Source organism: Streptomyces sp. LN549 (assembly GCF_043203805.1).
Lineage (GTDB): Bacteria > Actinomycetota > Actinomycetes > Streptomycetales > Streptomycetaceae > Streptomyces.
The window spans coordinates 6483912-6509060 of the sequence record NZ_JAZHRI010000002.1 but is presented as its reverse complement, the minus strand read 5'-3'; the positions used below and the strand labels follow the sequence as shown (position 1 = coordinate 6509060).

The following is a 25149-nucleotide window of genomic DNA, read 5'->3' as shown; positions in this document are numbered from 1 at the left end:
CTACTTCTCCTGCTTCTCGTCGACGCCAGGTTCGGCGCCGCCCATGTTGTCCTTCTCGCCGTCCTGAACGGTCTCGGCGAGTCCTTGCAGTGCCGCCCAACGAATGTCGACGGCATCGTGATGATGGTCCGGATTCTCGTCCAGCCTGATTCCGCATTCGGAACACAGACCGGCACAGGTCTCCTTGCACACCGGCTGCATCGGCAGTGCGAGCACTACCGCATCACGCAGCACCGACTCGAGGTCGAACAGGCCGTCCTCGAGGAAGTACCTGTCCTCGTCGTCCTCGGCGTCGTCGACCGGGTCCGCGGTCTTGCTGCGGTTCCGGTCATCGGCGTCAGGGTACGAGAACATTTCCTGGAAGTCCGCCTTGACCTCAAGGCTCAGCGGCTCCAGACACCTTACGCACTCCCCCTCGGCGGATGCACGGGCGGTGCCTGTGACAAGCACACCTTCCATGACCGATTCGAGGCGGATGTCCAACTGCACCGGTGCGCCCTCAGGCACACCGATGACCCCGTCGATACCGAGGTCCTTGGGGGCGTCCGCCGAGCGGGTCAGCCGCTTGAGGGCACCCGGACGCCGGCCCAGCTCGTGCGTATCGAACACGAGAGGGTTTCGGTGGTCGAGGTGGCCGTTCAGGGCTTTTCCTGCTTTCGAAATCGTGCGCATCACGCTTGGTGGGGGTGGGCCGACCGGTTCGGAGTCGAAGCGGGCAGCCGGGATCGCGGACATACGCGCGACCGAAGAGCCAGGATACTGGACACACCGCCCAGCTCCCAATCCGGCCCTGATCCGACCCCCGGGGCGGAACCGGACCGGCTTCCAGGGGGCGGTCAGCGCTCCTGTTCGTACCGGCGGAGCTGTTCCAGGTCGATCATGCTGGTGTCGAACAGGCTGGTCTCGTCCAGGGCGCCCTCACCGTGCTGCTGGAGGGGCTGCTGGGCCTGCACCGGCTGCTGCCAGGCGTCGTAGCCCTGCGCCGGGACCTGGTTCGGGTCGTAGCCCTGCGCCGGCACCTGGTTCGGGTCGTAGCCCTGCTGCTGGTAGCCCGCGTAGGGGTCGGGCTGCTGCTGGTAGCCGGCGTACGGGTCGGGCTGCTGCGACTGGCTCTGGTACGCGTCCTGCGGCTCCTGGTACGCATACGTCTGCGCGTACTGCGGCTCCGGCTGCGCCGGGTACTGCTGGGGGACCTGGAGCGGTTCCGGGGTGGCGATCTCGGCCAGACCCGCCCAGTGGTCCTCGTCGCTGGTGTGCCCCTGGGTGCCCGCGGCGTCCTGAGCGGCCATGTGCACGCCGAGGTCGTCGGTGGCGACCCGGCCGTGCAGCTTCTGCCGGCCGCGGCCGACCGCCTCCAGCGTCTTGGCGAGCACCGCCTCGAAGGCGCCGAGCTTGGTGTCCACGTACTCGTCCGCCCGGCGCTGGAGCGTGGCCGGGTCGGCGCTGCGCTCGGGGGCCTCGGCGAAGTCCGGGTCCTCGTAGCCCTGCTCGTCGAACCCCTGGCCGCGGCCGAGGAGCTTCTCGCGGCCCCGGTCGACGGAACCGATCGTCTTGGTGAGGACGACCTCGAAGTTGGCGAGCTTGCTGTCGACGTACTCGTCGGCCTCGGCGCGGATCTCCTCGGCGTCCTTGCGGGCCTCGCCTAGGATCCGGTCCGCCTCGGCCTGGGACCGCCGGACGATCTCCGTGTCGGAGATGAGGGAGCCGCGCTCGGCGTGGGCGGTCTCGATGATCCGCCCCGCCTCCTGGCGGGCCTGCTCGACGAGCTGCTCGTGGCCGCCGATGACCTCCGCGGCCTGTGCGAGCGAGCCGGGCAGGGCCTCGCGCACCTCTTCGAGCATCGAGAGCAGTTCGGCGCGGTTGACCACGCAGGACGCCGACATGGGCATGGACCGGGCGTTCCCGACCGCTTCGACGATCTCGTCGAGCTTCTTCTGCACGTCCACCGTGTGCTCGCCACTCTCTACTGCCGATTGGAGACGGACGGGACGACTGTACGGCCAGTCGGCGCCCGCCCGACACCTACGGGGCCTTCCGCTGGATCGGGCCGGGCTCGCGTGCCCCGGCACCGCGCCTCGCCGCGTTGTCGTCGATCACCAACTCCCCCACAGCCCTGAAGGCATGGGGGCACCCCCTTCGCGTTGCCTCGATCCTCCGCCTTGCGACGCACGGCACCGGACCCCGCTCCCTGACCGTCCTGATCCAGCGGAAGGCCCTGGTGACGGACTGTCAGCGCCTCACTGCTGAGAGAGGCGCTCGGTCAGTGCCTCGTGGACCAGTGGCGGCAGCAGGTGCGAGACGTCTCCGCCCCATGCCGCCACCTCCTTGACCAGGGAGGACGACAGGAAACTGTAGGTCGGGTTGGTCGGCACGAAGAGCGTTTCGACGCCCGAGAGCCCGTTGTTCATCTGGGCCATCTGAAGCTCGTAGTCGAAGTCGCTGACGGCCCGCAGGCCCTTCACGATCGCCGGGATGTCGCGCTGCTTGCAGAAGTCGACCAGCAGCCCGTGGAAGGCCTCGACCTGGACGTTGCCGAAGTCGCCGGTGACCTGGCGGATCAGATCGATCCGCTCGTCGACCGTGAACAGGCCCTTCTTGGACTGGTTGATCATCACCGCGACATGTACGACGTCGTACAGCTTCGAGGCGCGGCCGATGATGTCGAGATGTCCGTTGGTGATGGGGTCGAACGACCCCGGGCAGACGGCGCGGCGCAACTTGATTCCCTCGCTCTCCGGTCCGGTCATCGTGCGTCTTCGCACGTAGCGGCGGCGCGACCGTACCAAAGCGTTGCCTCGCCGTAGCGACGGGCCCGCAATGGCTCGAATCCCTTGGGCCAGCTGAATTCTCCGCCTCTGGTGCTTCGTTCCACCGTGACGAGCGCATCGGCTGTGAGCCACCCCTGGGAACGGAGTGTGAGCAGTATCTCGCCAAGATCGTCGTCGGTGACGGCGTACGGAGGGTCGAGGAAGACCACGTCGTACGGGTCCGCGGGCGCCGGTCCTGTCACGGTCTGTTCGGCTTTGCCGGCCCGGACCTCGGCACCGGGCAGGCCCAGGGTGCGGACGTTGTCGCGGACGGTACGGACGGCTGCGGCATCGGCCTCGACGAGCAGTGCGTGGACCGCTCCGCGGGAGAGTGCCTCGAGGCCGACGGCTCCCGAGCCCGCGTAGAGGTCGGCGATCCGGATGCCGTCGAGCGTGCCGAGGAGCGCCTGCCAGGTGGAGAACAGGCCCTCGCGCGCGCGGTCGGAGGTGGGGCGGGTGCCGGTGCCGGGCGGGACGGCCAGGCGGCGTCCGCCGGCCGAGCCGGCGATCACGCGGGTCATGGGTGTCTGATCCTCGGGTCGGGGCGGCGCGCAGGGTGCTGCGGGCGCCGTGCCACCCACGATATGGCGTCGGGGCGGCCGGGGCTCCCCCGGCCGCCCGCCCCTCCCCCTCCCGTGCCCCCGTACGTCACCCCTTGTCGAGGTACTCCTCGCGGTCCTTGTCGAGCAGTGCGTCCAGGGCGACGCGCAGCTCGGGCAGGTGCTCCAGGTCCGGGTCGGCGGCCACGACCGTGACGGCCTCCTGGCGGGCGGCGGCGATGACCTCCTCGTCGTCGATGACGCTCAGCACCCGGAGCGAGGAGCGGACCCCGGACTGGGCCTGGCCGAGGACGTCGCCCTCGCGCCGCTGTTCCAGGTCGATACGGGAGAGCTCGAAGCCGTCGAGGGTGGCGGCGACGGCGGAGAGCCGGGCGCGGGCGGGGCTCGCCTCGTGGGCCTCGCTGACCAGCAGGCAGAGCCCGGGAGCGGATCCGCGGCCCACGCGGCCGCGCAACTGGTGGAGCTGGGAGACGCCGAACCGGTCGGCGTCCATGATCACCATCGCGGTGGCGTTGGGGACGTTGACCCCGACCTCGATGACGGTGGTGGCGACCAGGACGTCGACCTGGCCCGCCGCGAAGCGGCGCATCACGTCGTCCTTGTCGTCGGGGTGCATCCTGCCGTGCAGCACCTCGATGCGCAGACCGGTCAGCGGGCCCCTGGCGAGCTGCTCGGCGATCTCCAGGACAGCGAGCGGAGGGCGCTTGTCCCCCTCCTCCTTCTCCTTTTCCTCGGCGCCCTTCTTCTTCCCCTTCTTCTTGGCGGCGTCGTCCTCGTCGTCACCGATGCGGGGGCAGACCACGTACGCCTGGTGGCCGTTCTCCACCTCTTCGCGGACCCGTTCCCAGGCGCGGCTGAGGAAGTGGGGTTTGTCCTTGGCCGGGACGACATGGCTGGCGATCGGCGAGCGGCCGGCCGGGAGCTGGTCCAGGACGGAGGTCTCCAGGTCGCCGAAGACGGTCATGGCGACCGTACGGGGAATGGGCGTGGCGGTCATGACGAGCAGATGTGGTGGCTGCTTCCCCTTGGAGCGCAGGGCGTCGCGCTGTTCCACCCCGAAGCGGTGCTGCTCGTCGACGACGACCAGCCCCAGGTCGTGGAACTGCACCTTGTCCTCGATCAGCGCATGCGTCCCGATGACGATCCCGGCCTCGCCGGTGACCAGGTCGAGCAGGGCCTGACGGCGGGCTGCCATGCCCATCGAACCGGTGAGCAGCACCACCTTCGTGCCCTGGTCGGCCCCGCCGAGCATGCCGCCCTCGGCGAGCTCCCCCATCATCTCGGTGACGGACCGGTGGTGCTGCTGGGCGAGGACCTCGGTGGGCGCGAGCATGGCGGCCTGTCCGCCGGCGTCGACGGTGCCCAGCATGGCGCGCAGCGCGACCATGGTGTTGTGCGTCACAGTGAAGTGATCAGTCACGTAGGCATGACTCGCGTCGTCGACGCTGATGCACTGCACGGGCTTGCGCCCGACGTACTCGACCGCACGGATGCCCCGTCGGAACGTGTTGCACTTCGGCCTCGGACGCATGCGACGCGCCTTCCGGGCCAGCCGGAACGGGACGTGCTCGTCCGGCAAGGCGATCGAGACGTTGAACGCGGCCTTCTTCGGCAGCACTCGAGCCCGTCCTCCCAGCGAGCGAACCAGCCATGCCACGTCGTCGGCCAGCGCCCTGGAGGCCGAACAGAACGACACGCTCAGGCCTTGGGCATCCACTGTCCCGTCCGTATCCATAAGCCCCTGCAAGACCGCCAGACGGTTCTTGATCGATGTGTTCTTGAAAGCGAGGGGCAGGAACTTGTCGTGCGAAGTGAGCCCCCAGAGACCGAGCTCACGCAACACGCTGATCACTGGGTTCCGTCGGGTGCCACCCCTGAGGCCCGCCAGCCCGATGCTGTAGTCGTAGCGCGAGCCGGGAACCGGTGCGACCGCACAATCCGGAACCAGAGCCGTACGCACGGCAGCCAGAATCTCCTCGTCGGCCGTCGAAAAGCGCAGGTTGTACCGGAAGGATCCGTCTCCCAGCAGCAGACCGAACAGGTAGGGGTCGAGAGGCACTTCCGTGCCATCGGACAGATCCACCGGGGTAGCCACCGGGATGTACCACTTCGACGAACCGTTGGCCTGGAACGTATCCGCGCGGATCTCGCGAGTCGTCATGACCTTCGGGGCCTGTCCCCGATCCCAGCCGCAACTTGTTCCGACGATCCACAGATGTTCGTCATCGCATTCCACGGAGGTGTCGTCGGAGAGTACGAGACGCCATACGTCCCGCTCGCCCTGAGGGAAGACTCCGTCGACCAAGCTGATCTCCCCACTGGGGAGCACGACCTGGTCCCCCACGGAGACATCCCCCATCCTCCTGAAGCCCTCAGGCGTCAGGACGAGCGAATCGAGGGGTTGCGCCTTCCCGGAGCCGACTTCCCCCTGGAGCAGCCGGTGCATCGGGTGCTCGGTCGCCAGGTCGTCGAAGATCTCCTTGGAGACCTTGACCTGGCCGTCGGTGAGGGTGAACGGCAGCTTGGCGTCGAAGGCGTCGAGGAGTCCGCCCGGGACGGGGCGGCGGGCGACGGCCGGCAGCTGGGTGTCCGCGTATCTGCGGCGGGCCAGGGCGACCTGGAGGACGAAGGCCTCGTCCCACTTCAGCCGGTCCCGGGCCGCGGCGACGTCGGCCTTGGTCTGCGGCCGGTGGATCTTCAGGAGGGCCTCGGGCAGTGCGGTGAAGCCGCGGCCCTCACGCAGCGCGGGCGGCAGCGGGTCCACGGCCTCCTGAGCGCTGGGCAGCACCGCGTCGACCGCCTTGGCGATGCGCCAGGAGTCGAGCTGCTTGCAGGCGGGGTAGATCGGCAGCAGCCTGCCGGCGAAGGCGTCCACGGCCTCGGTGGCACCGGCCTCGTCGTCGGATTCCGCATCGAGGAGCTGGTACGTGGGGTGGGCCAGCTGCATCTTCCGGTTGAAGACGGAGACCTTGCCGGCGAACATGGCGCGCCGGCCCGGCAGCAGCTCCTTGTGCGGCTTGTGGACACCGTGGCCGAAGAAGACCAGCTGAAGCCGGCCGTGGCCGTCGGTGAGCGTCACTTCGAGGCGCTTGCCCCGGCCGCCGTTGAACATCATCACGCGGGCGTCTGCGACCTGGGCGACGACCGTCACGTGCTCGTCGAGCGGGAGCTCGGTCAGCGCCGTGAGCCGGCCGCGCTCCTCGTACCGCCGCGGGTAGTGATGCAGGAGATCACCGACCGTGTGCAGGTCGAGGTGCTCGGCCATCACCTTCGCGGTGGCGCCACCGAGCAGTTTCTTGAGGGGTTCGTCGAACGCAGACACGCGATCCATTGCACACCACGCCACTGACAGTTGTCCGATGGGCACCACCGGGCCCCCGAAACTCCTGGTCAGAATCGTGCCCGCAACTCTAGGATCGGCTCCCACGCTTCTCGTTCGCGATCACCCCGCGGGGGATCGCCCGACCCGCGCTGTCGCAAGTCCCCCCACCGGCGCTGCGACGATGACATCTGAGACCTCAGCGAATTCCGCGTCCACCGAGTCCGCCGCCGCCCAGGAGCCGCACACCTTCCAGGTGGATCTGCGCGGACTGGTCGACCTCCTCTCCCATCACCTCTACTCCTCGCCCCGCGTCTATCTGCGCGAGCTGCTGCAGAACGCCGTGGACGCCATCACCGCCCGGCGTGCCGAGCAGCCGGACGCGCCCGCTCTGGTGCGGCTGCACGCCGAGGGCGGCCGGCTGCGCGTCGAGGACAGCGGCATCGGTCTGACCGAGGCGGATGTGCACAGCCTGCTCGCCACGATCGGCCGCAGCTCCAAGCGCGACGGGGCGGAGGGGCTCGCCTCGGCGCGTGCGGACTTCCTCGGCCAGTTCGGCATCGGGCTGCTGGCCTGCTTCGTGGTCGCGGCCGAGATCCGGGTGGTGAGCCGCTCCGCGCGGACGCCCGATGCCCCGCCGGTGGAGTGGTGCGCCCGTGACGACGGTTCGTACACCGTCCGTACGCTCCCCGACAGCGAGCGCCCCGAGCCCGGCACCACCGTGCATCTGACGGCACGCCCGGGCAGCGCCCAGTGGCTGTCCGAGGAGCGGGTGCTCGCGCTGGCCCGGGATTTCGGCTCGCTGCTGCCCTACGACGTACGGGTCGGCGAGGCGGCCGTCACCGGTCTGCCGGCGCCGTGGGACCGCGCGTACACGAGTCCGGCGGGGCGGCGGGTGGCGCTGGCGCGCCACTGCCACGAGCAGTTCGGCTTCACGCCGCTCGACACGATCGATCTCGGTCTGCCGCTCGCCGGGATCCGCGGGGTGGCCCATGTCCTGCCGTCCGCCGTCAGTCCGGCACAACGCGCGGGCCACCGGGTGCATCTGAAGGGCATGCTGCTGACGGACCGGGCGGACGAGCTGCTGCCCGAGTGGGCGTTCTTCGTACGGTGCGTCATCGACACGGACAGTCTGCGGCCCACGGCCTCACGGGAGGCGCTGTACGCGGACGAGACCCTTGCCGCGGTCCGGGACGCCCTGGGCGAGCGGATCAGGGACTGGCTCACGGGGCTGGCAGCGGGCGATCCGGAGCGGCTGGCGCAGTTCCTGTCCGTGCACCACCTGGGCGTGAAGTCGCTCGCCCGGCACGACAGCGCCATGCTGCGCACGATGCTCCCGTGGCTGCCGTTCGAGACGACGGACGGCCGGCTGTCGCTGGAGGAGTTCGCCCGGCGTCATCCGGTGGTGCACTTCACCCGGACCGTGGAGGAGTTCCGGCAGGTCGCGCCGATCGCCTCGGCGCAGGGCATCGGGGTGGTCAACGGTGGTTACACGTACGACACCGAGCTGGTCGAGCGGCTGCCCTCGGCCCGGCCGGGGACGGTGGTCGCGGAGCTGGACGCCGACACGGTCACCGCGCACCTGGACTCCGTCGCCCCGGAGGAGGAGCTGGCGCTCGGCGCGTTCCTCACGGCGGCGCGCGCCGGGCTGGACCCGCTGGGCTGCGATGTGGTGCTGCGCGCCTTCCACCCGCTGACGGTGCCGGCGCTGCACCTGGACGACCGTTCGGCCCGCCACGAGCAGGCGCGTGCCGAGGCCGAGGAGCAGGCGGACGATCTGTGGGCGGGCATTCTCGGCTCGCTGCGCGGCAGTGCCCCGCGGGCCCGGCTCGTACTGAACCATCTCAATCCGCTGATCCGCCGGATCAGTTCGCTGGACAGCCCGGAGTTGGCGGTGACCGCGACGGAGGCGCTGTACGGGCAGGCGCTGCTGATGGCGCAGCGGCCGCTGCGGCCGGCCGACTCGGCGCTGTTGAACCGGGCATTCCTCGGCCTGCTGGAGTGGGCCACGCATCCCGCCGCCCCGGGGCACTCCCCCGCGAACCCTCAGGAGGACGGCCGATGAGCGCCGATGCCGCGACGATCCGCCAGGCCCTGCGGGACAACCAGGAGGAGCCGGAGGGGCCCGCGCGCAACGCCCGTGCGGAGCGGCTGCTGACCGAGGCGGAGCAGAGCGGGGACGCGGCCCTGCTGGTCGAGGCGCTCGTCCATCAGCTGCAGGTCTACAACTACAGCTCCGAGAAGGACAAGATGTTCGTCCCGTTCGCGCGGCTGCTGCGGCTGTGGGACGAACGGCCGGGCGACTTCGACCCGTTCATGACCCACCATCTCTTCTGGATGTTCAAGTGGGTCTCCAGCTCCATGGTCGACCAGCCGCACATCCCGCTCGCCTCCATCGAGAAGTGGCAGGGCGAGATGGAGCACCGCTACCGGCTGGCGGGGCATTCCGAGCGGGCGGTACGCCAGGGCGAGCTGGAGATCGCCCGGCATCTGGGCGATCTCGAGCGGGCCGGGCGGGCGTACACCGCCTGGCAGGCGGCGGACCGGGACCGGATGGCCAACTGCCATGCCTGCGAGCTGCACGAGCAGGGGAGCTGGCAGGCGCTGCGGGGGCTGGACGAGGAGGCGCTGGCGGCCTGGGCGCCGGTGCTGGAGGGTGAGCACACGTGCGCGCACGAGCCGCACGCCGTGCTGGCCGCCTCGCTCCTGCCGCTCCTGCGGACGGGCTGTGCGGAGCAGGCCCGCGCCAACCATCTGCGCGGGTACCGGATGGTCCGGCCGATGGAGAGCATGCGGTACTCGGTCGCGCTGCACGTCGAGTTCTGTGCGCTGACCGGCAACGAGCCGCGCGCGCTGGAGATCCTGGCGGACCGGCCCGCGTACTTCACCGACAGCGGCAACCCCGGCAGTCTGATGGACTTCCTGGCCGTCACCGCCGTGCTGATGGGCCGGTTGGCCGAGCTGGGACACGGCGCGCAGTCCGTACCGGGCCCGGCCGGCACGGACTGGACCGCCGCGTCGCTGGCCGTCGGGGCCAGGGCCCGGGCGCTCGCCCTCGCGGCCCGCTTCGACGCACGCAACGGCAACGGCTACGTGGGTGAGCAGGTGCGGGAACGTCTGGCGCGCAGGCCGCTGCTGGACCGGCTGCCTCTGGGCGTACGGGCCGTGCGGCTCGCGGCGCCGTCCGCTCCGCGCGCTTCCGCGACGGCGCCCGCTGCGGCGGAACCCGCGCAGGACCTGGCCGGACTGCTGGCCGAGGCCCACCGGCTCTCGGACGCCCAGCATCCGGACGCCGGGGCCGCCTGGCGGGCGGTCGCCGAGCGGGCCGAGAAGTCCGGGGAGGCGGACGCACTGACCGCACACGACCGGGCGAACGTGGCGGACCATCGCGCGATGGACGGTTCGCTGCCGCCCGCGGAGGCGGCGGAGGCGTTCGGGGCGGCCGCCCGGCTGTACGAGGCGGCCGGCGACCGGGGCGAGGCCGTCGCGGCGGATGCCAGGCGCTCCTTTCTGCATTCGACGGAGGACGGCGCCACGGACGCGGCGCTGACGGAGATCGGCCCGCTCGTGGACCTGGCTCTCGCCCTGCACGCGGAGGGCGGGGCCACTGGCCGGCAGGCGAGCGGGGTGCTGGTCTGCCGGGCCCGGATCCTCCAGCAGCGGATGTTCCGGGCCGCGGACGAGGAGGCCACGGACGCGGCGGCCGACGCTCTCGGGCGGGCGGCACACGAGGTGCTCGCGTTCGCCGAACCCCTGCGTGCGCGGGACAAGGTGGCCACCCGCATCTCCGAGGCGCTGGGATTCCTCGCGGACGTCGCGGCCTACCGCGGCGACGGTCCGGGGGCGGCGGAGCTGTACGCGCGAGCGGCCGCCGAGGTCCACGCGGCGGAACTGCCCTGGTACGCCGTCGAGTACGAGTCCCGGACCGCACGGCTCGCCGCGCACCTCGACGACCACGGGACGGCGGAACGGGCCGCACGGGCGGCGCTGGAGCACGGCGGGACGTCGCTGGCGGCCCCCGGGCGGGCCCGGCTCCATCTCCAGCTGGCCGAAGTGCTCGGCGCCACGGGGCAGTTCGCGGAGGCGACGGAGCACGCCCTCGACGCCGCGCACTGGGCGGACGAGGCGGGCGAGAGCGAATCGCTGGGGGTCCACGCCCGGCACCAGCTCGGCGGCTGGCTGCTTCGGCTGGGGCGCGCGGCGGAGGCGGCGGCCGTGCTGGAGGCCGTACTGCCCGATGTCTCGGCCGAGGACCACGGGGACGGCATGGTCGTCCAGACGCTGTGGTGGCTCGGCGACGGGCTGTCCACGCTCGGTGAGCCGCGGGCCGCGGCGGAGTACTGGCTGCGGGCGGCGGACATCGCGCGCGGCTGGCCGGAGCAGCACGACCACGCGATGCTCGCCCAGCTCGCCGGGCAGGCGCTGTACCGGGCCGAGCTGACCTCGGAGGCGGAGCGGGCGTACGAGCGGGCCGGGGAGTTGTGGCGGGCGCTGGGTGACGTTCCCGCGCTGGTACGGACGTTGCGGGTCCGGGCCTGGAACGCGGCCCGGGAGGGGCAGCCGGGGCTCGAAGCGGCGCGGGCGTTCATGGCCGCGGCGGAACGGGAGTGCGAGGGCCCGCAGCTGCGGGTGGAGCTCGCGGACACCTGCCACCAGACCGCCGAACTGCTCGCCCACGCGTGCGAGGGCGAGCCGGGCGAGGCCGCGGACGATCCGGTGCGGGTCGCGTACGAGGAGGCGATCGGGTTCGCCGACCGGGCGTCGGCGGCCTTCCGCGAGGCCGGCCCCGGTCACCTCGACCGGCTCACGGCCGCCGACCTGACGGCCGCCTGGCTGGAGGCGAGCCTGGGCCGCGCGGACGCGGCGCTGAGGCGGGCTGCGGAGGTCCTCGCGGCGTACGAGGGGGTGCCGGCGGGCACGGACGAGACGGTGGACGCGCGCCGCTCGGAGGCGGAGTCGGTGCGGGCGTATGCGGCGGGGTCGGGGGCGGCTGCGGGGGCATGACACCGGGGCGCCCGGGCGCGGCGCCTCCTCCTCGATCGATCGCCGAACCCAGGCCCGTCCGGCGATCGAGGACCCGCCTGCGGGGCGGCGGGCCGCTCGCCGCGTGGGGGCTACTCCACCCCGATCAGCAGCGGAGCGCACTGGTGGCCGCCGCGGTAGACCACCGTGTCCACCGCCAGGTACCTCTCGCGCACGTGTTCCTCCAGCGCGTCGGCCAGGGTACCGGGGACGTCCTCGCCGAGGACCAGGGTGACGAGTTCGCCGCCCGCCGCCAGCATCCGGTCCAGCACCTTCCGGGCCGTTTCGGGGACGTCCTCGCCGATGACGGCCACATCGCCGTCGACCAGGCCGAGGATGTCGCCGGCCTGGCAGATGCCCGCCATGGTCCAGGACTGCCGTTCGGCGACGGCCAGTTCGGCGTAGCGGGTGGCGCCGGCCGCCGCGGTCATCGCGACGACGTCCTCGTCGAAGCTGCGGTCCGGTTCGTGGACGGCCAGGGCCGCGATGCCCTGGACCGCGGCCCGGGTGGGGATGAGGGCGACCCGGATGCCCTCGGCCCGGGCCTGTTCGGCGGCGGCCGCGGCGGTGTGCCGCAGCTCCCCGTCGTTGGGCAGGAGCACCACCTCGCGGGCGTGCGCGCGCCGGATGGCGTCGACGAGTTCGCCGCTGGCCGGGGGCTCACCGGGCCGCGCGAGCACCGTCGTCGCGCCGGCCTCGGCGCACAGGCTGCCGAGGCCGTCGCCCGGGACGACCACGACGACCGCGCGCTGGGCCGGTTCCGGGCGGGCGTGGATGCGGTCCGCGGCGAAGTGGGTGATCCGGATGCGGTACGGCCGCCCGGCCTCGACACCGGCCTCCACCGCCGCTCCCGCGTCGTCGACGTGCACATGGACGTTCCACAGCCCGTCGCCGCCGACCACCACGAGGGAGTCGCCCAGCCCGTCGAGCCGGGCCCGCAGCCGCTCCACGGCGTCGTCACCGGCCTCCAGCAGGTAGATGACCTCGAAGGCCGGCCCGTCCTGCGGGTCGTCGCCGGGGCAGTCCGCGGCGGCCTCCGGAGCGGGAGCGGGAGCGGCCGGTGCGGTGGACAAGACGGGCCCCCCTTCCGGGGCCCGGCCCGAGACCGCCTCGACCAGAGCCCCGAGCACCGCCACCAGTCCTCGTCCGCCCGCGTCGACGACCCCGGCGCGGCCGAGGACGGCAAGCTGTCCGGGGGTCGCGTCCAGGGCCGTCCGCGCCCCTTCGTACGCCGCCTGCGCCACCGCGGTCGCTCCGGCGGCGTCCGGCGCCCGCCCGGCGGCCGCGGCGGCCTCGGCGGCCACGGTCAGGACCGTGCCCTCGACGGGGTGGGCGACCGCCTCGCGGGCCGCCGCCGCGGCCCTGGCCAGCGCGGCGCGCAGCGAGCCGGCGCCCGCTCCTTCGGCCAGTACCCCGGCCATGCCGCGCAACAGCTGGGCCAGGATCGTGCCGGAGTTCCCGCGGGCCCCGATCAGCGCCCCGTGCGCCATGGCGCGTACCGCGTCGGCAGTGGAGGGGACCGAGGTACCGGTCTCGTGGGCGGCGAAGACGGCCTCGACGGCCGCCGCCGCGGATTCCACGGTCAGGTAGAGATTGGTTCCGGTGTCACCGTCGGCGACGGGATACACGTTGATCGCGTCGATGGCCTCGCGCTCCCGGCCCAGCGCGTCCAGGGCCAGTGAGCACCAGGTACGCACCGCGACGGCGTCCAGGTCGTCGGCGGTCTGCGGCACCTGATGGTCCTCCTCGAAACGCGTACCGGGGCGGCGGGCTGCATCGCAGAGTAGTCCCGGCCGGCGGCCGGGACAGGCCCAGGGGCGGGGCGGGCGGCTGTGCACCCATGGTAGTTTCGTATCTCCGACGCAGCCGTTGTATGCTGCTTCGGTTGCCCGACGAGAGTCGGGAACACCCCCCGGTACCGCCACTTCAGTCAATGAATCCGGCGTGCCGGAATTCACTGTAAGTGCATCTGAAGTTTTGGAGTGACCCGTGGCTGCCAACTGCGACGTTTGCGGCAAGGGGCCGAGCTTCGGCAACAGCATTTCGCACTCGCACCGCCGTACGTCCCGTCGCTGGAATCCCAACATCCAGCGCGTGCGTGCCGTGGTCGGGCGGACGCCGAAGCGGCTCAACGTCTGCACCTCGTGCATCAAGGCCGGCAAGGTCGCGCGCTGACGTTCCCGTCGTAGCGCAGCCCTACCGGTTGCCCAAAAAGCCGGTCCACCTCGGTGGACCGGCTTTTTGCTGTGCTCCGGCGGTGGAAGCGGCTCGGGTCCCTCAGCGGGCGTCCCGCAACCGCCACCCGTGGTCGACCGGGCCGATCCCCGATCCCAGCGGGAAGCCCGCCGCGATCGCCCCGGTGACGTAGGCCTTCGCGGCCCGTACCGCCGTGGGCACGTCCTGGCCCAGGGCCAGTCCGCAGGCGATGGCGGAGGCGAGGGTGCAGCCCGTTCCGTGGGTATGGCGGTTGTCGTGGCGGGGGGCGCGCAGCCAGTGCTCCTCGCTGCCGTCCGTGAGCAGGTCGACGGGTTCGCCCGGCAGGTGTCCGCCCTTGATGACCACCCAGCGGGGCCCGTATCCCAGCAGTTCTGCCGCGGCCTGCCGCATTCCGGCCTCGTCGGTGACCGTGAGGCCGGTGAGCTGTGCCACTTCGTCGAGGTTCGGGGTCGCCACGGTCGCGACGGGCAGCAGCTTCGTGCGGACCGAGTCGAGCGCCTCGGCGGCCAGGAGCGGGTCTCCGTGCTTGGAGACGCCGACCGGGTCGACGACGACGGGGGCGTCCGTCCCGGCGAGGAGTGCGGCGACGGTCTCGACGAGCAGTGCCGACGCCAGCATGCCGGTCTTGACCGCGTTCACGCCGATGTCGTCCACGACGCTGCGGTACTGGGCGCGTACGGCCTCCGCGGGCAGCTCCCAGGCGCCCTGCACGCCCAGGGAGTTCTGTGCGGTGACGGCGGTCAGCACGCTCATGCCGTGCACACCGAGCGCCAGCATCGTCTTCAGGTCGGCCTGGATGCCCGCACCGCCGCCGGAATCGGATCCGGCGACGGTGAGCACTCGGGGCGGTACGGCGGAAGGTATGTGCATACGCCGCAATCTACTGGGCGTCCTCGATGTCGCCGAAGTGGTCCCACCCGCTCTTGGCTGTCCAGGGCGCCCCGTCGACCGTCACCTGCGGCAGCGCCGAGGGGTTGAGGACCTCGCCGATCACCTTCCAGCGGGCCGGCAGCTTCACGTCGGACGGGAACGTGGCGACGATCGCGTGGTCCTCGCCGCCGGTGAGCACCCACTGGAGCGGGTCAACGCCGACGGCCTGCCCGATGTCGGACATCTGCGACGGGATGTCGATGAGCCCGGAGCGCAGGTCGATGCGGACCTTGCTGGCCTCGGCGATGTGCCCGAGGTCGGCGACGAGCCCGTCGCTGACGTCCGTCATCGCGGTGGCGCCGAGCCCGGCCGCCGCGGGGCCCGCGTGGTACGGCGGTTCGGGGCGGCGGTGTGCCTCCACGAAGGCGCGGGGCGAGCGGAAGCCGCGAGAGAGGACGGCGTACCCGGCAGCCGACCAGCCGAGCCAGCCGGTGACGGCGACGACATCGCCGGGCTGGGCGCCCGCCCTGGTGACGGGTTCGTGGTTGCGCAGATCGCCGAGCGCGGTGATCGCGACGGTGATGGTGTCGCCGCGCACCACATCGCCGCCGACCACGGCCGCTCCCGCGACCTGGCACTCGTCGCGGATGCCGTCCATCAGCTCCCCGGCCCAGGTGACCGGGAGTTCGGCGGGGACGACGAGGCCGAGGAGCAGTGCGGTGGGCACGGCACCCATGGCCGCGATGTCGGCGAGGTTCTGTGCGGCCGCCTTGCGGCCGACGTCGTACGCCGTCGACCAGTCACGCCGGAAGTGCCGTCCCTCCAGCAGGATGTCCGTGCTGGCCACGACCCTGCGGTCGGGGGCGGTGATGACCGCGGCGTCGTCGCCGGGTCCCAGCCGTACCGCCGGAGTGGTGGTGAGCCGGGACGTCAGCTCCCTGATGAGCCCGAACTCCCCCAACTCGCCCACGGTTCCCTTCACCGAGTCTCACCTCTCATCTATGGGGCCGGACGGGTGTCCGGCCTGCTTCAGCGGCCGGGCGTCCGGACCGTGGACCGGCCGCCGGCAGGGGCGGCCCGTCCTGCTGGTCACGGGCACGCCTGTCCCCCGTCCGCCCCGCTGAGCTTGCGGTCGCGGGCCTTCACTGCTGTCGGTACTGTCAAGAGATACGTCAACTTGTGTGTTCTGTACGCCACGCTGTGGGCGTCATCCGGCCCGCAGGTCTCCCCGCGGCCCGCGGCAACGCGATAACGTGGCGTCCCTTTCCCCCACATGATCCTCGTGGCCGCCCTGGAGGTTCCGTGGTACAGGCGTACATCCTTATCCAGACCGAGGTGGGCAAGGCGTCGACCGTCGCCGAGACCATCGCCAAGATTCCGGGAGTGATCCAGGCAGAGGACGTCACCGGCCCCTACGACGTGATCGTGCGGGCCCAGGCCGACACGGTCGATGAACTCGGACGCATGGTGGTCGCCAAGGTCCAGCAGGTGGACGGCATCACCCGAACCCTGACCTGTCCGGTCGTTCACCTGTAGCCCCCGTCTACGCTGGGCCGGTGACATCTTCCTGCCGCCGGCTCCCCCACCCCGTGCTCCTCGGTCCGTCCGCCGCCCTGGTCCTCATGGCTGCGGCGGGCTGCACCTCCACGGACCCGTCGGCATCGGTCACGGTGCCCACCCCGTCCTCGGAAGCCGCAGCCTACTGCCGTGCGCTGCACGAGGAGCTGCCGAGTTCCGTCGCCGGTCTGGAGCGCAGTGATCCCGCGCCCCGTTCGGATCTGACCGCCGGGTGGGGGGACGGGGCGATCGTACTGCGCTGCGGTGTCCCGCGCCCCGTGAAGATGGACGACGCCCAGTCGAAGGCCGCCGAGGCCGACGGCGTCAACTGGCTGCTGGAGCAGCGGGAGGACGACGGGCCGCGCTTCACGACCACCCTGCGCAAGGCGTACGTCGAGGTCACGCTCTCGGTGGCGTACGCGCATGACGCGACCCCGCTGGCGGCCTTCGCCCCGGCGGTCAAGAAGACGGTTCCCAGCAGCCTGTAGGGAGTGCGCCCCGGCCGGGGCGCACTCCCCGTGCTGTGCCGGCGGCTCTCAGCGCAGGCCGGTCGGCCGGTCCAGCGCCGCCTGGATGAGCCGGTCGACCAGCTGCTGGTAGCTGACGCCGCTCTCCTGCCACATGCGCGGGTACATGGAGATCGGGGTGAAGCCCGGCAGGGTGTTGATCTCGTTGATGACGAAGCCGCCGTCCTCGGTGAGGAAGAAGTCGGCGCGCACCAGGCCCTCGCAGGAGGTGGCCTCGAACGCCTCGACCGCGAGCCGCTGGACCTCTGCGGTCTCCTCGTCGGTGAGCGGGGCGGGCACGATCCCGGACGCCGCGTCGATGTACTTGGCCTCGAAGTCGTAGAAGTCGTGCGAGGTGACCGGCGGGATCTCGGCGGGCACGCTGGCGCGCGGACCGTCCTCGAACTCCAGCACCCCGCACTCGATCTCGCGGCCCCGCAGCAGCGACTCCACAAGGAACTTGGGGTCGTGGCGGCGAGCCTCCTCGATCGCCTCGTCGAGGCCGGAGGGGTCGTCGACCTTGGTGATGCCGATGGACGAGCCGGCCCGGGCGGGCTTGATGAAGAGTGGCCAGCCGTGCTCGCCGGCGAAGTCCGTGATGCGCTTGCGGGCGCCCAGGGCGTCGTTGTCCCACTCGCGGGGGCGCACGACCAGGTACGGCCCGACGGGGAGCCCGAAGGAGGTGAAGACGCGCTTCATGTACTCCTTGTCCTGGCCGACCGCCGAGGCGAGGACGCCGGCGCCGACGTACGGCACACCGGAGAGCTCCAGGAGGCCCTGGAGCGTGCCGTCCTCACCGTAGGGACCGTGCAGGACGGGGAAGACGACGTCGACCTCGCCGAGCGCCTTGGGGACGGATCCGGGCTCGCTGTAGACCACTTCGCGGCTGCCGGGATCGACGGAGAGCACCACGCCGCCCTCGTCGGACTCGGCCAGTTGTGCCACGTCGGGCATCTTCCGGTCCGTGATGGCCATGCGTTCGGGTTCGTCGGCGGTGAGCGCCCAGCGGCCGTCCGTCGTGATGCCGATCGGCAGGACGTCGTACTTCGTCCGGTCGATCGCGTTCAGGACCGCACCGGCCGTGACCACCGAAATGCCGTGTTCGGAGCTGCGGCCGCCGAACACGACGGCTACACGCGGCTTGCGGAGCTGCTGCTCCGTGCTCTGGGGGAGGTTCTCGCTGCTCATATCGCGATGAGCGTACCTTCTGGTACGGGTCGCGTCAGCGCGGCAGGTACCGCCCGGTGGGTGAACCGGCTCAGTGCCGCTCGGCCTTGGCGCTGCGCGACATGAGTTCCTTGAGCGCGACCATCGGCGGCTTGCCCTCGTGGACGATGCCGACGACCGTCTCGGTGAGGGGCATGTCGACGCCGTGCCTGCGGGCCAGGTCGAGCACGGATTCGCACGACTTGACGCCCTCGGCGGTCTGCTTGGTGACCGCGATGGTCTCCTGGAGCGTCATGCCGCGGCCGAGGTTGACCCCGAAGGTGTGGTTCCGCGAGAGCGGCGACGAACAGGTCGCCACCAGGTCGCCGAGGCCCGCGAGTCCGGAGAAGGTCAGCGGGTCGGCACCCATGGCCAGTCCGAGCCGGATGGTCTCGGCGAGGCCGCGGGTGATGAGCGAGCCCTTGGCGTTGTCGCCGAGCCCCATGCCGTCGGCGATGCCCACGGCCAGCCCGATGACGTTCTTGACGGCTCCCCCGAGCTCACATCCGACCACGTCGGTGCTGGTGTACGGGCGGAAGTACGGGGTGTGGCAGGCGGCCTGGAGGCGGCGTGCGACGGCCTCGTCCCGGCAGGCCACGACGGCCGCGGCGGGGCGGCGTTCGGCGATCTCCTTGGCGAGGTTGGGCCCGGTGATGACGGCGATCCGGTCGGCGGAGACCTTCGTGGCGTCCTCGATGACCTCGCTCATCCGCTTCGCGGTGCCGAGCTCGACGCCCTTCATCATGGAGACGAGGACCGTCTGCGGCTCCAGGTGCGGGGCCCAGTCGGCGAGGTTGGCGCGCAGTGTCTGGGACGGCACGACGAGCACCGCGAAGTCGGCGCCGCGCAGGGCTTCGGCGGGGTCAGTGGTGGCCCGCACCGATGCGGGGAGTTCGATGCCCGGCAGGTAGTCGGGGTTGGTACGGGTCGTGTTGACGGCCTCGGCGACCTCGGCCCGGCGCCCCCAGAGGGTGACCTCGCAGCCGGCGTCGGCGAGGACCATGGCGAAGGCCGTACCCCATGAGCCGGTTCCGAAGACGGCTGCCTTTACGGGGTGCGTCACTTGGGTCCCTCTCCTTCGGCCTTGCGCCGTTGTTCTGCACGGGCCTTGCGGTGGTCGTAGAGCTCGGCGGGCGCCTTCTCGCCGCGCACCTCCTCCAGCTGCGCGGTGACCGCGAGCATGATGACCTCGGTCGCCTCGCGCAGCACGTCGGGCGTCGGCTCCTGACCGTAGAACCGGGAGAGGTCGACGGGCGGCCCTGCCTGGACCTGGAGGGTCTTGCGGGGGAAGAGCCGCACCTTCTTCTCCGTGGCGTAGGGCGGCACTGCCAGGTTGGCACCCCACTGCGCGACGGGGATGACCGGGGCCCTGGTCATCAACGCGACGCGGGCGGCGCCGGTCTTGCCGGCCATCGGCCACATCTCGGGGTCGCGGGTGAGGGTGCCCTCGGGGTAGAAGGCGACGCACTCACCGCGCTCGATGGCGTCGACGGCGGCCCGGAAGGCGTCCAGCGCGTTCGTGGTCTCGCGGTACACCGGGATCTGGCCGGTGCCGCGCAGCATCATTCCGACGAAGGGGGTCTTGAAGAGGCCCGCCTTGGCGAGGAGCCGCGGCACCCGTCCGGTGTTGTACTGGAAATGCCCGTACGAAAGAGGGTCCAGGTACGAGTTGTGATTGACCGCGGTGATGAATCCGCCGTCGGCCGGAATGTGTTCCATTCCCCGCCAGTCGCGCTTGAACAGAATCACCAGCGGCGGTTTCGCGATGACCGCCGCCAGGCGGTACCAGAAGCCGATTCTGCGGCGGGACACTCGGACACCTTCCTCTATGACCTGACTGTGGAGCTGACTGCTGACTGACTACCGACGGTCAAGTCTCGCCCCAGGCCCCTGCTCTGTCGAGAACACCGTACGCCTCACCTTCGGGACCGACCCTCCGGGTTGTCGTACCGGCAGGCGAGAATAGGCGGCCATGCACATCGAGGGGGGAGACCGCCACGAACACCGACCCGACCGGCCCTTGGTCACTGGTCGTCCCATTGAAGCCCCTGGCGCGGGCCAAGAGCAGGCTGGCGCCCGCTTCCGGCGCCCTGTTGCGGCCGCGACTCGCTCTGGCCTTCGCCCGGGACACCGTGTCCGCCGCTCTGTCCTGCCCGGGCGTCGCCGATGTGGTGGTCGTCACGGACGACACGACTGCCGGGGCCGCGCTGGCCGCGCTCGGGGCCCGGATCGTGGCCGACACCCCGGCCGCCGGGCTCAACGCCGCCCTCGCGCACGGTGAGCGCGCGGTGCGGTCGGCCCGGCCCCACGGAGCCCTCGCCGCGCTCAACGCCGATCTTCCCGCGTTGCGCCCGGCGGAATTGTCCCGCGTACTCGAATTTTCTGCCGCTTTTCCCCGGGCCTTTGTGACCGATGTCGCGGGAATCGGAACGACTTTTCTCTCCGCTGGGCCAGGAGTGGAATTGCGCCCCGCTTTCGGCGGTCCGTCCAGGGCCCGGCATCTCACGTCGGGGGCGGTGGAGGTCACGCTGTCCGGTATCGATTCGGTGCGCCAGGACGTGGACACGGGCGACGATCTTCGGGCGGCACTGGCCCTGGGCGTCGGCCCGTACACGGCGGGGCGCTGGGCCGCGGGGGTCCCTGCGGCGGACCGATAGGCTGCCGCCCATGCAGGCGACCTCGTACACATACGACCCCGAGACCCGCACCGGCAGCGTGCTGCTCGACGACGGCACCCCGGTGGACTTCGACGCCCCGGCCTTCGACGCCGGCGGCCTGCGGCTGCTGCGCCCGGGGCAACGGGTGCGGATCGAGGGCGAGGGCGAAGGCGCCGGGCTGCGGATCACCCTGGTGACGCTGCAGACCTTCTGAGACCGGGCCCGGGACCGCCCCGAACAGCCCGCGGGCCGGGCTCCCCGAGGGGAGCCCGGCCCGGCGCGTGTGAGGAACCTTGTGGTGCCGGTCCTCACTTCTTGCGTGCAGTGGCCTTCTTGGCCGTGGTCTTGCGCGCGGTGGTCTTCTTCGCGGGCGCCTTCTTCGCCGTGGTCTTCTTGGCGGGCGCGGTCTTGCTGGCGACGGCCTTCTTGGCTGCCGTCGTCGTCTTCTTCGCCGCCGGGGTCGCCTTCTTCGCGGCCGCCGTGGTCTTCTTCGCCGCCGCGGAGGTCTTCTTCGCGGTGGTCTTCTTGGCGGCAGCAGTCGTCTTCGCCGCTGCCACGGTCTTCTTGGCGGTGGCCTTCTTCGCCACGGCCTTCTTGGCGGTCGCCTTCTTCGCGGCGGCCTTGGCCGTCGTACGGGTGGAAGAACCGCCCGAGAGGCTGCCCTTGGGGGCCTTCTTCACGGCCACGTCGTTCTTGGGGAGCTTCTTCGAACCACTCACCAGGTCCTTGAAGCCCTGTCCCGCACGGAAGCGGGGCACCGAGGTCTTCTTGACCCGTACGCGCTCACCCGTCTGCGGGTTGCGGGCGTAGCGGGCGGGGCGGTCGACCTTCTCGAACGAGCCGAAGCCGGTGACCGAAACCCGGTCACCTGCGACGACTGCACGAACGATCGCGTCGAGCACCGCATCGACGGCGTCCGCGGCCTGCTGACGGCCGCCGACCTTGTCGGCAATCGCTTCTACGAGCTGTGCCTTGTTCACGTCTTCCCCTTCGGAGACATTGCCCGAACGAAACTGTTCAGGCTTTTTCGCACGTTAGGCAGATATATACCGCAAATCAAACACGAAACGGGCTAATCACCCTAGTGCCGCAACGAAGTCGACCGCTGCGCAGTTCCGCAGAGTCAGTCACCTTCGGGGAATCGGCCCTCATCGAGGTCCTTCATCAACCGGTCCAGACGCCTTGCTGCATCTGGGAGATCGTGCTTTGCCGCGGCCGTGACGACCAACAGCTTCCGGTTCAGCGCCATCCGTACGCCCTCCGGGACTTGCAGTGCACGCACTCGTGAGTGCGCTTCCTTCAATTGGTCGGCGACTTGGCCGTAAAGCTTGAGTTGGCTGTCGCGTTCCATGCACCGATTGTGCCATCTGGGGCGAGTTGTCGCCCGACGGGGGCTCAACAAGCGACTGCGCCCCCTACCAGAAGGCAGGGGGCGCAGTACTGGAAACGTGCTGCTCAGGCGTTAATTGTACGGGGCTTGTGGGTCGGCCTGGCCGCCTCGTAGGCCGCGATGTCCGCTTCGTTCTGCAGGGTGAGGCTGATGTCGTCCAGCCCGTTCAGCAGCCGCCAGCGGGCGTTCTCGTCGAGCTCGAAGTCCGCGGTGATGCCCTCGGCGAGGACTTGCCGCTTCTCCAGGTCGACGGTGACCTCGGCCGTCGGGTCGGCCTCGGTCAGCTCCCAGAGGGCGTCGACGACCTTCTGGTCCAGGACCACGGTCAACAGCCCGTTCTTCAGCGAGTTGCCGCGGAAGATGTCGGCGAACCGGGAGGAGATGACGGTCTTGAAGCCGTAGTTCTGGAGCGCCCAGACGGCGTGCTCGCGGGACGAGCCGGTGCCGAAGTCGGGGCCGGCCACCAGGACCGAGGCGCCCTTGCGCTCCGGGCGGTTGAGGACGAAGTTCTCGTCCTTGCGCCAGGCCTCGAAGAGCCCGTCCTCGAAGCCGTCCCGGGTGACCTTCTTCAGCCAGTGGGCGGGGATGATCTGGTCGGTGTCCACGTTGCTGCGGCGCAGCGGGACGGCCCGGCCGGTGTGTGCGGTGAAAGCTTCCATGATTCTCAGACTCCGGCGGGCGTACGGGCGTCGGACAGGTCGGCCGGCGAGGCCAGATGGCCCAGCACGGCGGTCGCGGCGGCGACCTGCGGGGAGACCAGGTGCGTACGGCCGCCCTTGCCCTGCCGGCCCTCGAAGTTACGGTTCGAGGTCGAGGCGGAGCGCTCGCCGGGGGCCAGCTGGTCGGGGTTCATGCCGAGGCACATCGAGCAACCCGCGTGCCGCCATTCGGCGCCGGCGGCGGTGAAGACCTTGTCCAGGCCCTCCTCCACGGCCTGCAGGGCGACCCGGACGGAGCCCGGGACGACCAGCATCCGTACGCCGTCGGCGACTTTGCGGCCGTCCAGGATCGCGGCCGCGTTGCGCAGGTCCTCGATCCGGCCGTTGGTGCAGGAGCCTACGAAGACGGTGTCGACATTGATCTCGCGCAGCGGCTGGCCGGCGGTCAACCCCATGTACTCCAGCGCCTTTTCGGCGGCGTTGCGCTCCGAGGCGTCCTCGTACGAAGCAGGATCGGGGACGTTGGCCGACAGGGGTGCGCCCTGGCCGGGGTTGGTGCCCCAGGTGACGAACGGCGCCAGTTCGGCGGCCTCGATGACCACCTCGGCGTCGAAGACGGCGTCGTCGTCCGTGCGCAGCGTCTTCCAGTACGCGACGGCCGCGTCCCAGTCCTCGCCCTGCGGGGCGTGGTCCCGGCCCTGCAGGTAGTCGAAGGTGGTCCGGTCGGGGGCGATCATGCCCGCCCGTGCACCGGCCTCGATCGACATGTTGCAGATGGTCATCCGGGCCTCCATCGAGAGCTTCTCGATGGCGGAGCCGCGGTATTCGAGGATGTAGCCCTGACCGCCGCCGGTGCCGATCCGCGCGATGATCGCGAGGATCAGGTCCTTGGCCGTGACGCTCTCGGGCAGTTCGCCGTCGATGGTGATCGCCATCGTCTTCGGACGGGCCAGCGGCAGCGTCTGCGTGGCCAGTACGTGCTCGACCTGGCTGGTGCCGATACCGAACGCCAGCGCGCCGAACGCGCCGTGCGTGGAGGTGTGTGAATCACCACACACGACCGTGGTGCCGGGCTGGGTCAGACCCAGCTGCGGGCCGACCACGTGCACGACGCCCTGCTCGACGTCGCCCAGCGGGTGCAGCCGGACGCCGAACTCCGCGCAGTTCTTGCGCAGGGTCTCCAGCTGAGCGCGGGAGACCGGGTCGGCGATCGGCTTGTCGATGTCGAGGGTCGGGGTGTTGTGGTCCTCGGTGGCGATGGTGAGGTCGAGGCGCCGCACCGGGCGTCCGGCCTGCCGCAGACCGTCGAAGGCCTGCGGGCTGGTCACCTCGTGCAGCAGGTGCAGATCGATGTAGAGGAGGTCGGGCTCACCTTCGGCGCGCCGGACGACATGGTCGTCCCAAACCTTCTCCGCGAGTGTCCTACCCATCGCTTTCCCTCCGGCCGGCGTCGTCGCCGGCCCAACTAGAGATTCGGTGCGCCCCCGTCCGGACCCCCGTACGGGGCGGTGGCTACGGGCCGTTGTGCGGCCGCCCCTACAGGTTCGCAACTTCGCTGGAAAATTGAACTTGCGTTTCACAGAGTGAGACGCGAGTATCGTCGTATGGACAACTCTAGCGGCGTCGGCGTTCTCGACAAGGCAGCTCTGGTATTGAGCGCCCTGGAGTCCGGGCCGGCCACCCTCGCCGGGCTGGTCGCGGCGACCGGGCTCGCACGACCCACGGCTCACCGACTGGCCGTGGCACTGGAACACCACCGCATGGTGGCGAGGGACATGCAGGGCCGTTTCATTCTCGGCCCCCGCCTGTCGGAGCTCGCCGCTGCGGCGGGCGAGGACCGGCTGCTCGCCACGGCGGGACCGGTGCTCACCCACCTCCGCGACATCACCGGCGAGAGCGCCCAGCTCTATCGCCGGCAGGGCGACATGCGGATCTGCGTGGCGGCGGCGGAGCGGCTGTCCGGTCTGCGGGACACCGTGCCGGTCGGCTCCACGCTCACCATGAAGGCGGGTTCCTCCGCCCAGATCCTCATGGCCTGGGAGGAGCCCGAGCGCCTGCACCGCGGCCTCCAGGGCGCCCGCTTCACGGCGACGGCGCTCTCCGGCGTCCGCCGCCGGGGCTGGGCCCAGTCGATCGGCGAGCGCGAGCCGGGCGTCGCCTCGGTCTCCGCCCCGGTGCGCGGCCCCTCGAACCGGGTGGTCGCGGCAGTCTCGGTCTCCGGACCGATCGAGCGGCTGACCCGGCACCCGGGACGCATGCACGCCCAGGCCGTCATCGACTCGGCCGCCCGGCTGAGCGAGGCGCTGCGCCGCACGGGCTGATCAGGCGCTCCCACCCTTCACAAGAGGCCGCCCCAGCGTCGTGGCGGCCCCCTCTCAG

General features: G+C 71.1%; 23 protein-coding genes. 8 read left to right on the top strand and 15 right to left on the bottom strand.

Going from position 1 to position 25149, the window contains the following annotated elements; genetic code table 11:
• The 5 genes from SH922_RS29300 to SH922_RS29280 form a co-directional block, all read right to left on the bottom strand.
• A complete protein-coding gene (locus SH922_RS29300; RefSeq protein WP_393063724.1) occupies positions 1–609 on the bottom strand; it encodes a YceD family protein in 609 nt (202 codons plus the stop codon).
• Positions 610–836: 227 nt separating this feature from the next.
• A complete protein-coding gene (locus SH922_RS29295; protein ID WP_393061088.1) occupies positions 837–1946 on the bottom strand; it encodes a cell division initiation protein in 1110 nt (369 codons plus the stop codon).
• A 291-nt stretch (positions 1947–2237) separates the two neighbouring features.
• Positions 2238–2717: a pantetheine-phosphate adenylyltransferase gene (gene coaD / locus SH922_RS29290; RefSeq protein ID WP_393063723.1), complete on the bottom strand. Its 480-nt coding sequence runs from the start codon at positions 2715–2717 to the stop codon at positions 2238–2240.
• Positions 2718–2743: 26 nt separating this feature from the next.
• Positions 2744–3328, bottom strand: a complete 585-nt coding sequence (gene rsmD / locus SH922_RS29285) for a 16S rRNA (guanine(966)-N(2))-methyltransferase RsmD (protein WP_393061086.1) — start codon at positions 3326–3328, stop codon at positions 2744–2746.
• 127 nt (positions 3329–3455) lie between these two features.
• Complete coding sequence (locus SH922_RS29280) at positions 3456–6698, bottom strand: helicase-related protein (protein WP_393061084.1); 3243 nt, start codon at positions 6696–6698, stop codon at positions 3456–3458.
• 172 nt (positions 6699–6870) lie between these two features.
• On the opposite strand from SH922_RS29280, the gene SH922_RS29275 reads away from it, so the two are divergent.
• Entirely contained in the window at positions 6871–8751 is a 1881-nt protein-coding gene (locus SH922_RS29275) for an HSP90 family protein (protein WP_393061082.1), read from the top strand.
• Positions 8748–11690 (top strand): tetratricopeptide repeat protein, encoded by a 2943-nt coding sequence (locus tag SH922_RS29270; protein WP_393061080.1) that lies wholly within the window; start codon positions 8748–8750, stop codon positions 11688–11690. Before SH922_RS29275 ends, SH922_RS29270 begins: the two co-directional genes overlap by 4 nt.
• A gap of 110 nt (positions 11691–11800) precedes the next feature.
• On the opposite strand, the gene SH922_RS29265 is transcribed toward SH922_RS29270, so the two are convergent.
• Positions 11801–13441, bottom strand: coding sequence for a DAK2 domain-containing protein (locus SH922_RS29265; RefSeq protein WP_393061078.1), 1641 nt, complete (start codon positions 13439–13441; stop codon positions 11801–11803).
• A 256-nt stretch (positions 13442–13697) separates the two neighbouring features.
• Between SH922_RS29265 and rpmB the strand changes: the two genes are divergently transcribed.
• Positions 13698–13883 (top strand): 50S ribosomal protein L28, encoded by a 186-nt coding sequence (gene rpmB, locus SH922_RS29260; RefSeq protein ID WP_003965989.1) that lies wholly within the window; start codon positions 13698–13700, stop codon positions 13881–13883.
• Between the two features lie 102 nt (positions 13884–13985).
• Here rpmB and thiD read toward each other — a convergent pair whose 3' ends face one another.
• The gene (gene thiD / locus SH922_RS29255; RefSeq protein ID WP_393061076.1) at positions 13986–14795 is read right to left on the bottom strand and encodes a bifunctional hydroxymethylpyrimidine kinase/phosphomethylpyrimidine kinase; all 810 of its coding nucleotides are present in this window, start codon (positions 14793–14795) and stop codon (positions 13986–13988) included.
• Positions 14796–14805: 10 nt separating this feature from the next.
• Positions 14806–15777 carry a thiamine-phosphate kinase gene (locus SH922_RS29250; protein ID WP_351003002.1) on the bottom strand — a complete coding sequence of 324 codons (972 nt, stop codon included), beginning with the start codon at positions 15775–15777 and terminating at the stop codon, positions 14806–14808.
• A 320-nt stretch (positions 15778–16097) separates the two neighbouring features.
• On the opposite strand from SH922_RS29250, the gene SH922_RS29245 reads away from it, so the two are divergent.
• Positions 16098–16331: an Lrp/AsnC family transcriptional regulator gene (locus SH922_RS29245; RefSeq protein WP_064070330.1), complete on the top strand. Its 234-nt coding sequence runs from the start codon at positions 16098–16100 to the stop codon at positions 16329–16331.
• Positions 16332–16351: 20 nt separating this feature from the next.
• Positions 16352–16840 (top strand): DUF3515 domain-containing protein, encoded by a 489-nt coding sequence (locus SH922_RS29240; RefSeq protein WP_393061073.1) that lies wholly within the window; start codon positions 16352–16354, stop codon positions 16838–16840.
• Between the two features lie 48 nt (positions 16841–16888).
• Here the strand turns inward: SH922_RS29240 and SH922_RS29235 are convergent, their stop codons facing one another.
• The 3 genes from SH922_RS29235 to SH922_RS29225 all read right to left on the bottom strand — a co-directional run bounded on the left by SH922_RS29235 (position 16889) and on the right by SH922_RS29225 (position 19876).
• Positions 16889–18046 (bottom strand): D-alanine--D-alanine ligase family protein, encoded by a 1158-nt coding sequence (locus tag SH922_RS29235; protein ID WP_393061071.1) that lies wholly within the window; start codon positions 18044–18046, stop codon positions 16889–16891.
• A gap of 70 nt (positions 18047–18116) precedes the next feature.
• Positions 18117–19127 carry an NAD(P)H-dependent glycerol-3-phosphate dehydrogenase gene (locus SH922_RS29230; protein WP_393061069.1) on the bottom strand — a complete coding sequence of 337 codons (1011 nt, stop codon included), beginning with the start codon at positions 19125–19127 and terminating at the stop codon, positions 18117–18119.
• Positions 19124–19876: a lysophospholipid acyltransferase family protein gene (locus SH922_RS29225; RefSeq protein WP_393061067.1), complete on the bottom strand. Its 753-nt coding sequence runs from the start codon at positions 19874–19876 to the stop codon at positions 19124–19126. Before SH922_RS29225 ends, SH922_RS29230 begins: the two co-directional genes overlap by 4 nt.
• A 227-nt stretch (positions 19877–20103) precedes the next feature.
• On the opposite strand from SH922_RS29225, the gene cofC reads away from it, so the two are divergent.
• Both cofC and SH922_RS29215 read left to right on the top strand, forming a co-directional pair.
• A complete protein-coding gene (cofC, locus tag SH922_RS29220; RefSeq protein WP_393061065.1) occupies positions 20104–20721 on the top strand; it encodes a 2-phospho-L-lactate guanylyltransferase in 618 nt (205 codons plus the stop codon).
• A gap of 10 nt (positions 20722–20731) precedes the next feature.
• Positions 20732–20935: a hypothetical protein gene (locus SH922_RS29215; protein ID WP_393061063.1), complete on the top strand. Its 204-nt coding sequence runs from the start codon at positions 20732–20734 to the stop codon at positions 20933–20935.
• Positions 20936–21029: 94 nt separating this feature from the next.
• On the opposite strand, the gene SH922_RS29210 is transcribed toward SH922_RS29215, so the two are convergent.
• The 4 genes from SH922_RS29210 to leuC form a co-directional block, all read right to left on the bottom strand.
• The gene (locus SH922_RS29210; protein ID WP_385284757.1) at positions 21030–21701 is read right to left on the bottom strand and encodes an HU family DNA-binding protein; all 672 of its coding nucleotides are present in this window, start codon (positions 21699–21701) and stop codon (positions 21030–21032) included.
• A gap of 143 nt (positions 21702–21844) precedes the next feature.
• Positions 21845–22072 (bottom strand): hypothetical protein, encoded by a 228-nt coding sequence (locus SH922_RS29205; protein ID WP_136330716.1) that lies wholly within the window; start codon positions 22070–22072, stop codon positions 21845–21847.
• A 104-nt stretch (positions 22073–22176) separates the two neighbouring features.
• Positions 22177–22770, bottom strand: a complete 594-nt coding sequence (gene leuD / locus SH922_RS29200; RefSeq protein WP_393061060.1) for a 3-isopropylmalate dehydratase small subunit — start codon at positions 22768–22770, stop codon at positions 22177–22179.
• 5 nt (positions 22771–22775) lie between these two features.
• The gene (gene leuC, locus SH922_RS29195; RefSeq protein ID WP_393061058.1) at positions 22776–24200 is read right to left on the bottom strand and encodes a 3-isopropylmalate dehydratase large subunit; all 1425 of its coding nucleotides are present in this window, start codon (positions 24198–24200) and stop codon (positions 22776–22778) included.
• A gap of 174 nt (positions 24201–24374) precedes the next feature.
• On the opposite strand from leuC, the gene ndgR reads away from it, so the two are divergent.
• Positions 24375–25091, top strand: coding sequence for an IclR family transcriptional regulator NdgR (ndgR, locus tag SH922_RS29190; RefSeq protein WP_003966003.1), 717 nt, complete (start codon positions 24375–24377; stop codon positions 25089–25091).
• Positions 25092–25149: the final 58 nt, after the last annotated feature.

Coding starts and splice junctions, on each gene's coding strand:
- rsmD (WP_393061086.1), bottom strand. CDS start 3,328: ATGACCCGCGTGATCGCCGGCTCGGCCGGCGGACGCCGCCTGGCCGTC.
- SH922_RS29280 (WP_393061084.1), bottom strand. CDS start 6,698: ATGGATCGCGTGTCTGCGTTCGACGAACCCCTCAAGAAACTGCTCGGT.
- SH922_RS29275 (WP_393061082.1), top strand. CDS start 6,871: ATGACATCTGAGACCTCAGCGAATTCCGCGTCCACCGAGTCCGCCGCC.
- SH922_RS29270 (WP_393061080.1), top strand. CDS start 8,748: ATGAGCGCCGATGCCGCGACGATCCGCCAGGCCCTGCGGGACAACCAG.
- thiD (WP_393061076.1), bottom strand. CDS start 14,795: ATGCACATACCTTCCGCCGTACCGCCCCGAGTGCTCACCGTCGCCGGA.
- SH922_RS29235 (WP_393061071.1), bottom strand. CDS start 18,046: ATGAGCAGCGAGAACCTCCCCCAGAGCACGGAGCAGCAGCTCCGCAAG.
- SH922_RS29215 (WP_393061063.1), top strand. CDS start 20,732: ATGCAGGCGACCTCGTACACATACGACCCCGAGACCCGCACCGGCAGC.
- SH922_RS29205 (WP_136330716.1), bottom strand. CDS start 22,072: ATGGAACGCGACAGCCAACTCAAGCTTTACGGCCAAGTCGCCGACCAA.
- leuD (WP_393061060.1), bottom strand. CDS start 22,770: ATGGAAGCTTTCACCGCACACACCGGCCGGGCCGTCCCGCTGCGCCGC.
- leuC (WP_393061058.1), bottom strand. CDS start 24,200: ATGGGTAGGACACTCGCGGAGAAGGTTTGGGACGACCATGTCGTCCGG.
- ndgR (WP_003966003.1), top strand. CDS start 24,375: ATGGACAACTCTAGCGGCGTCGGCGTTCTCGACAAGGCAGCTCTGGTA.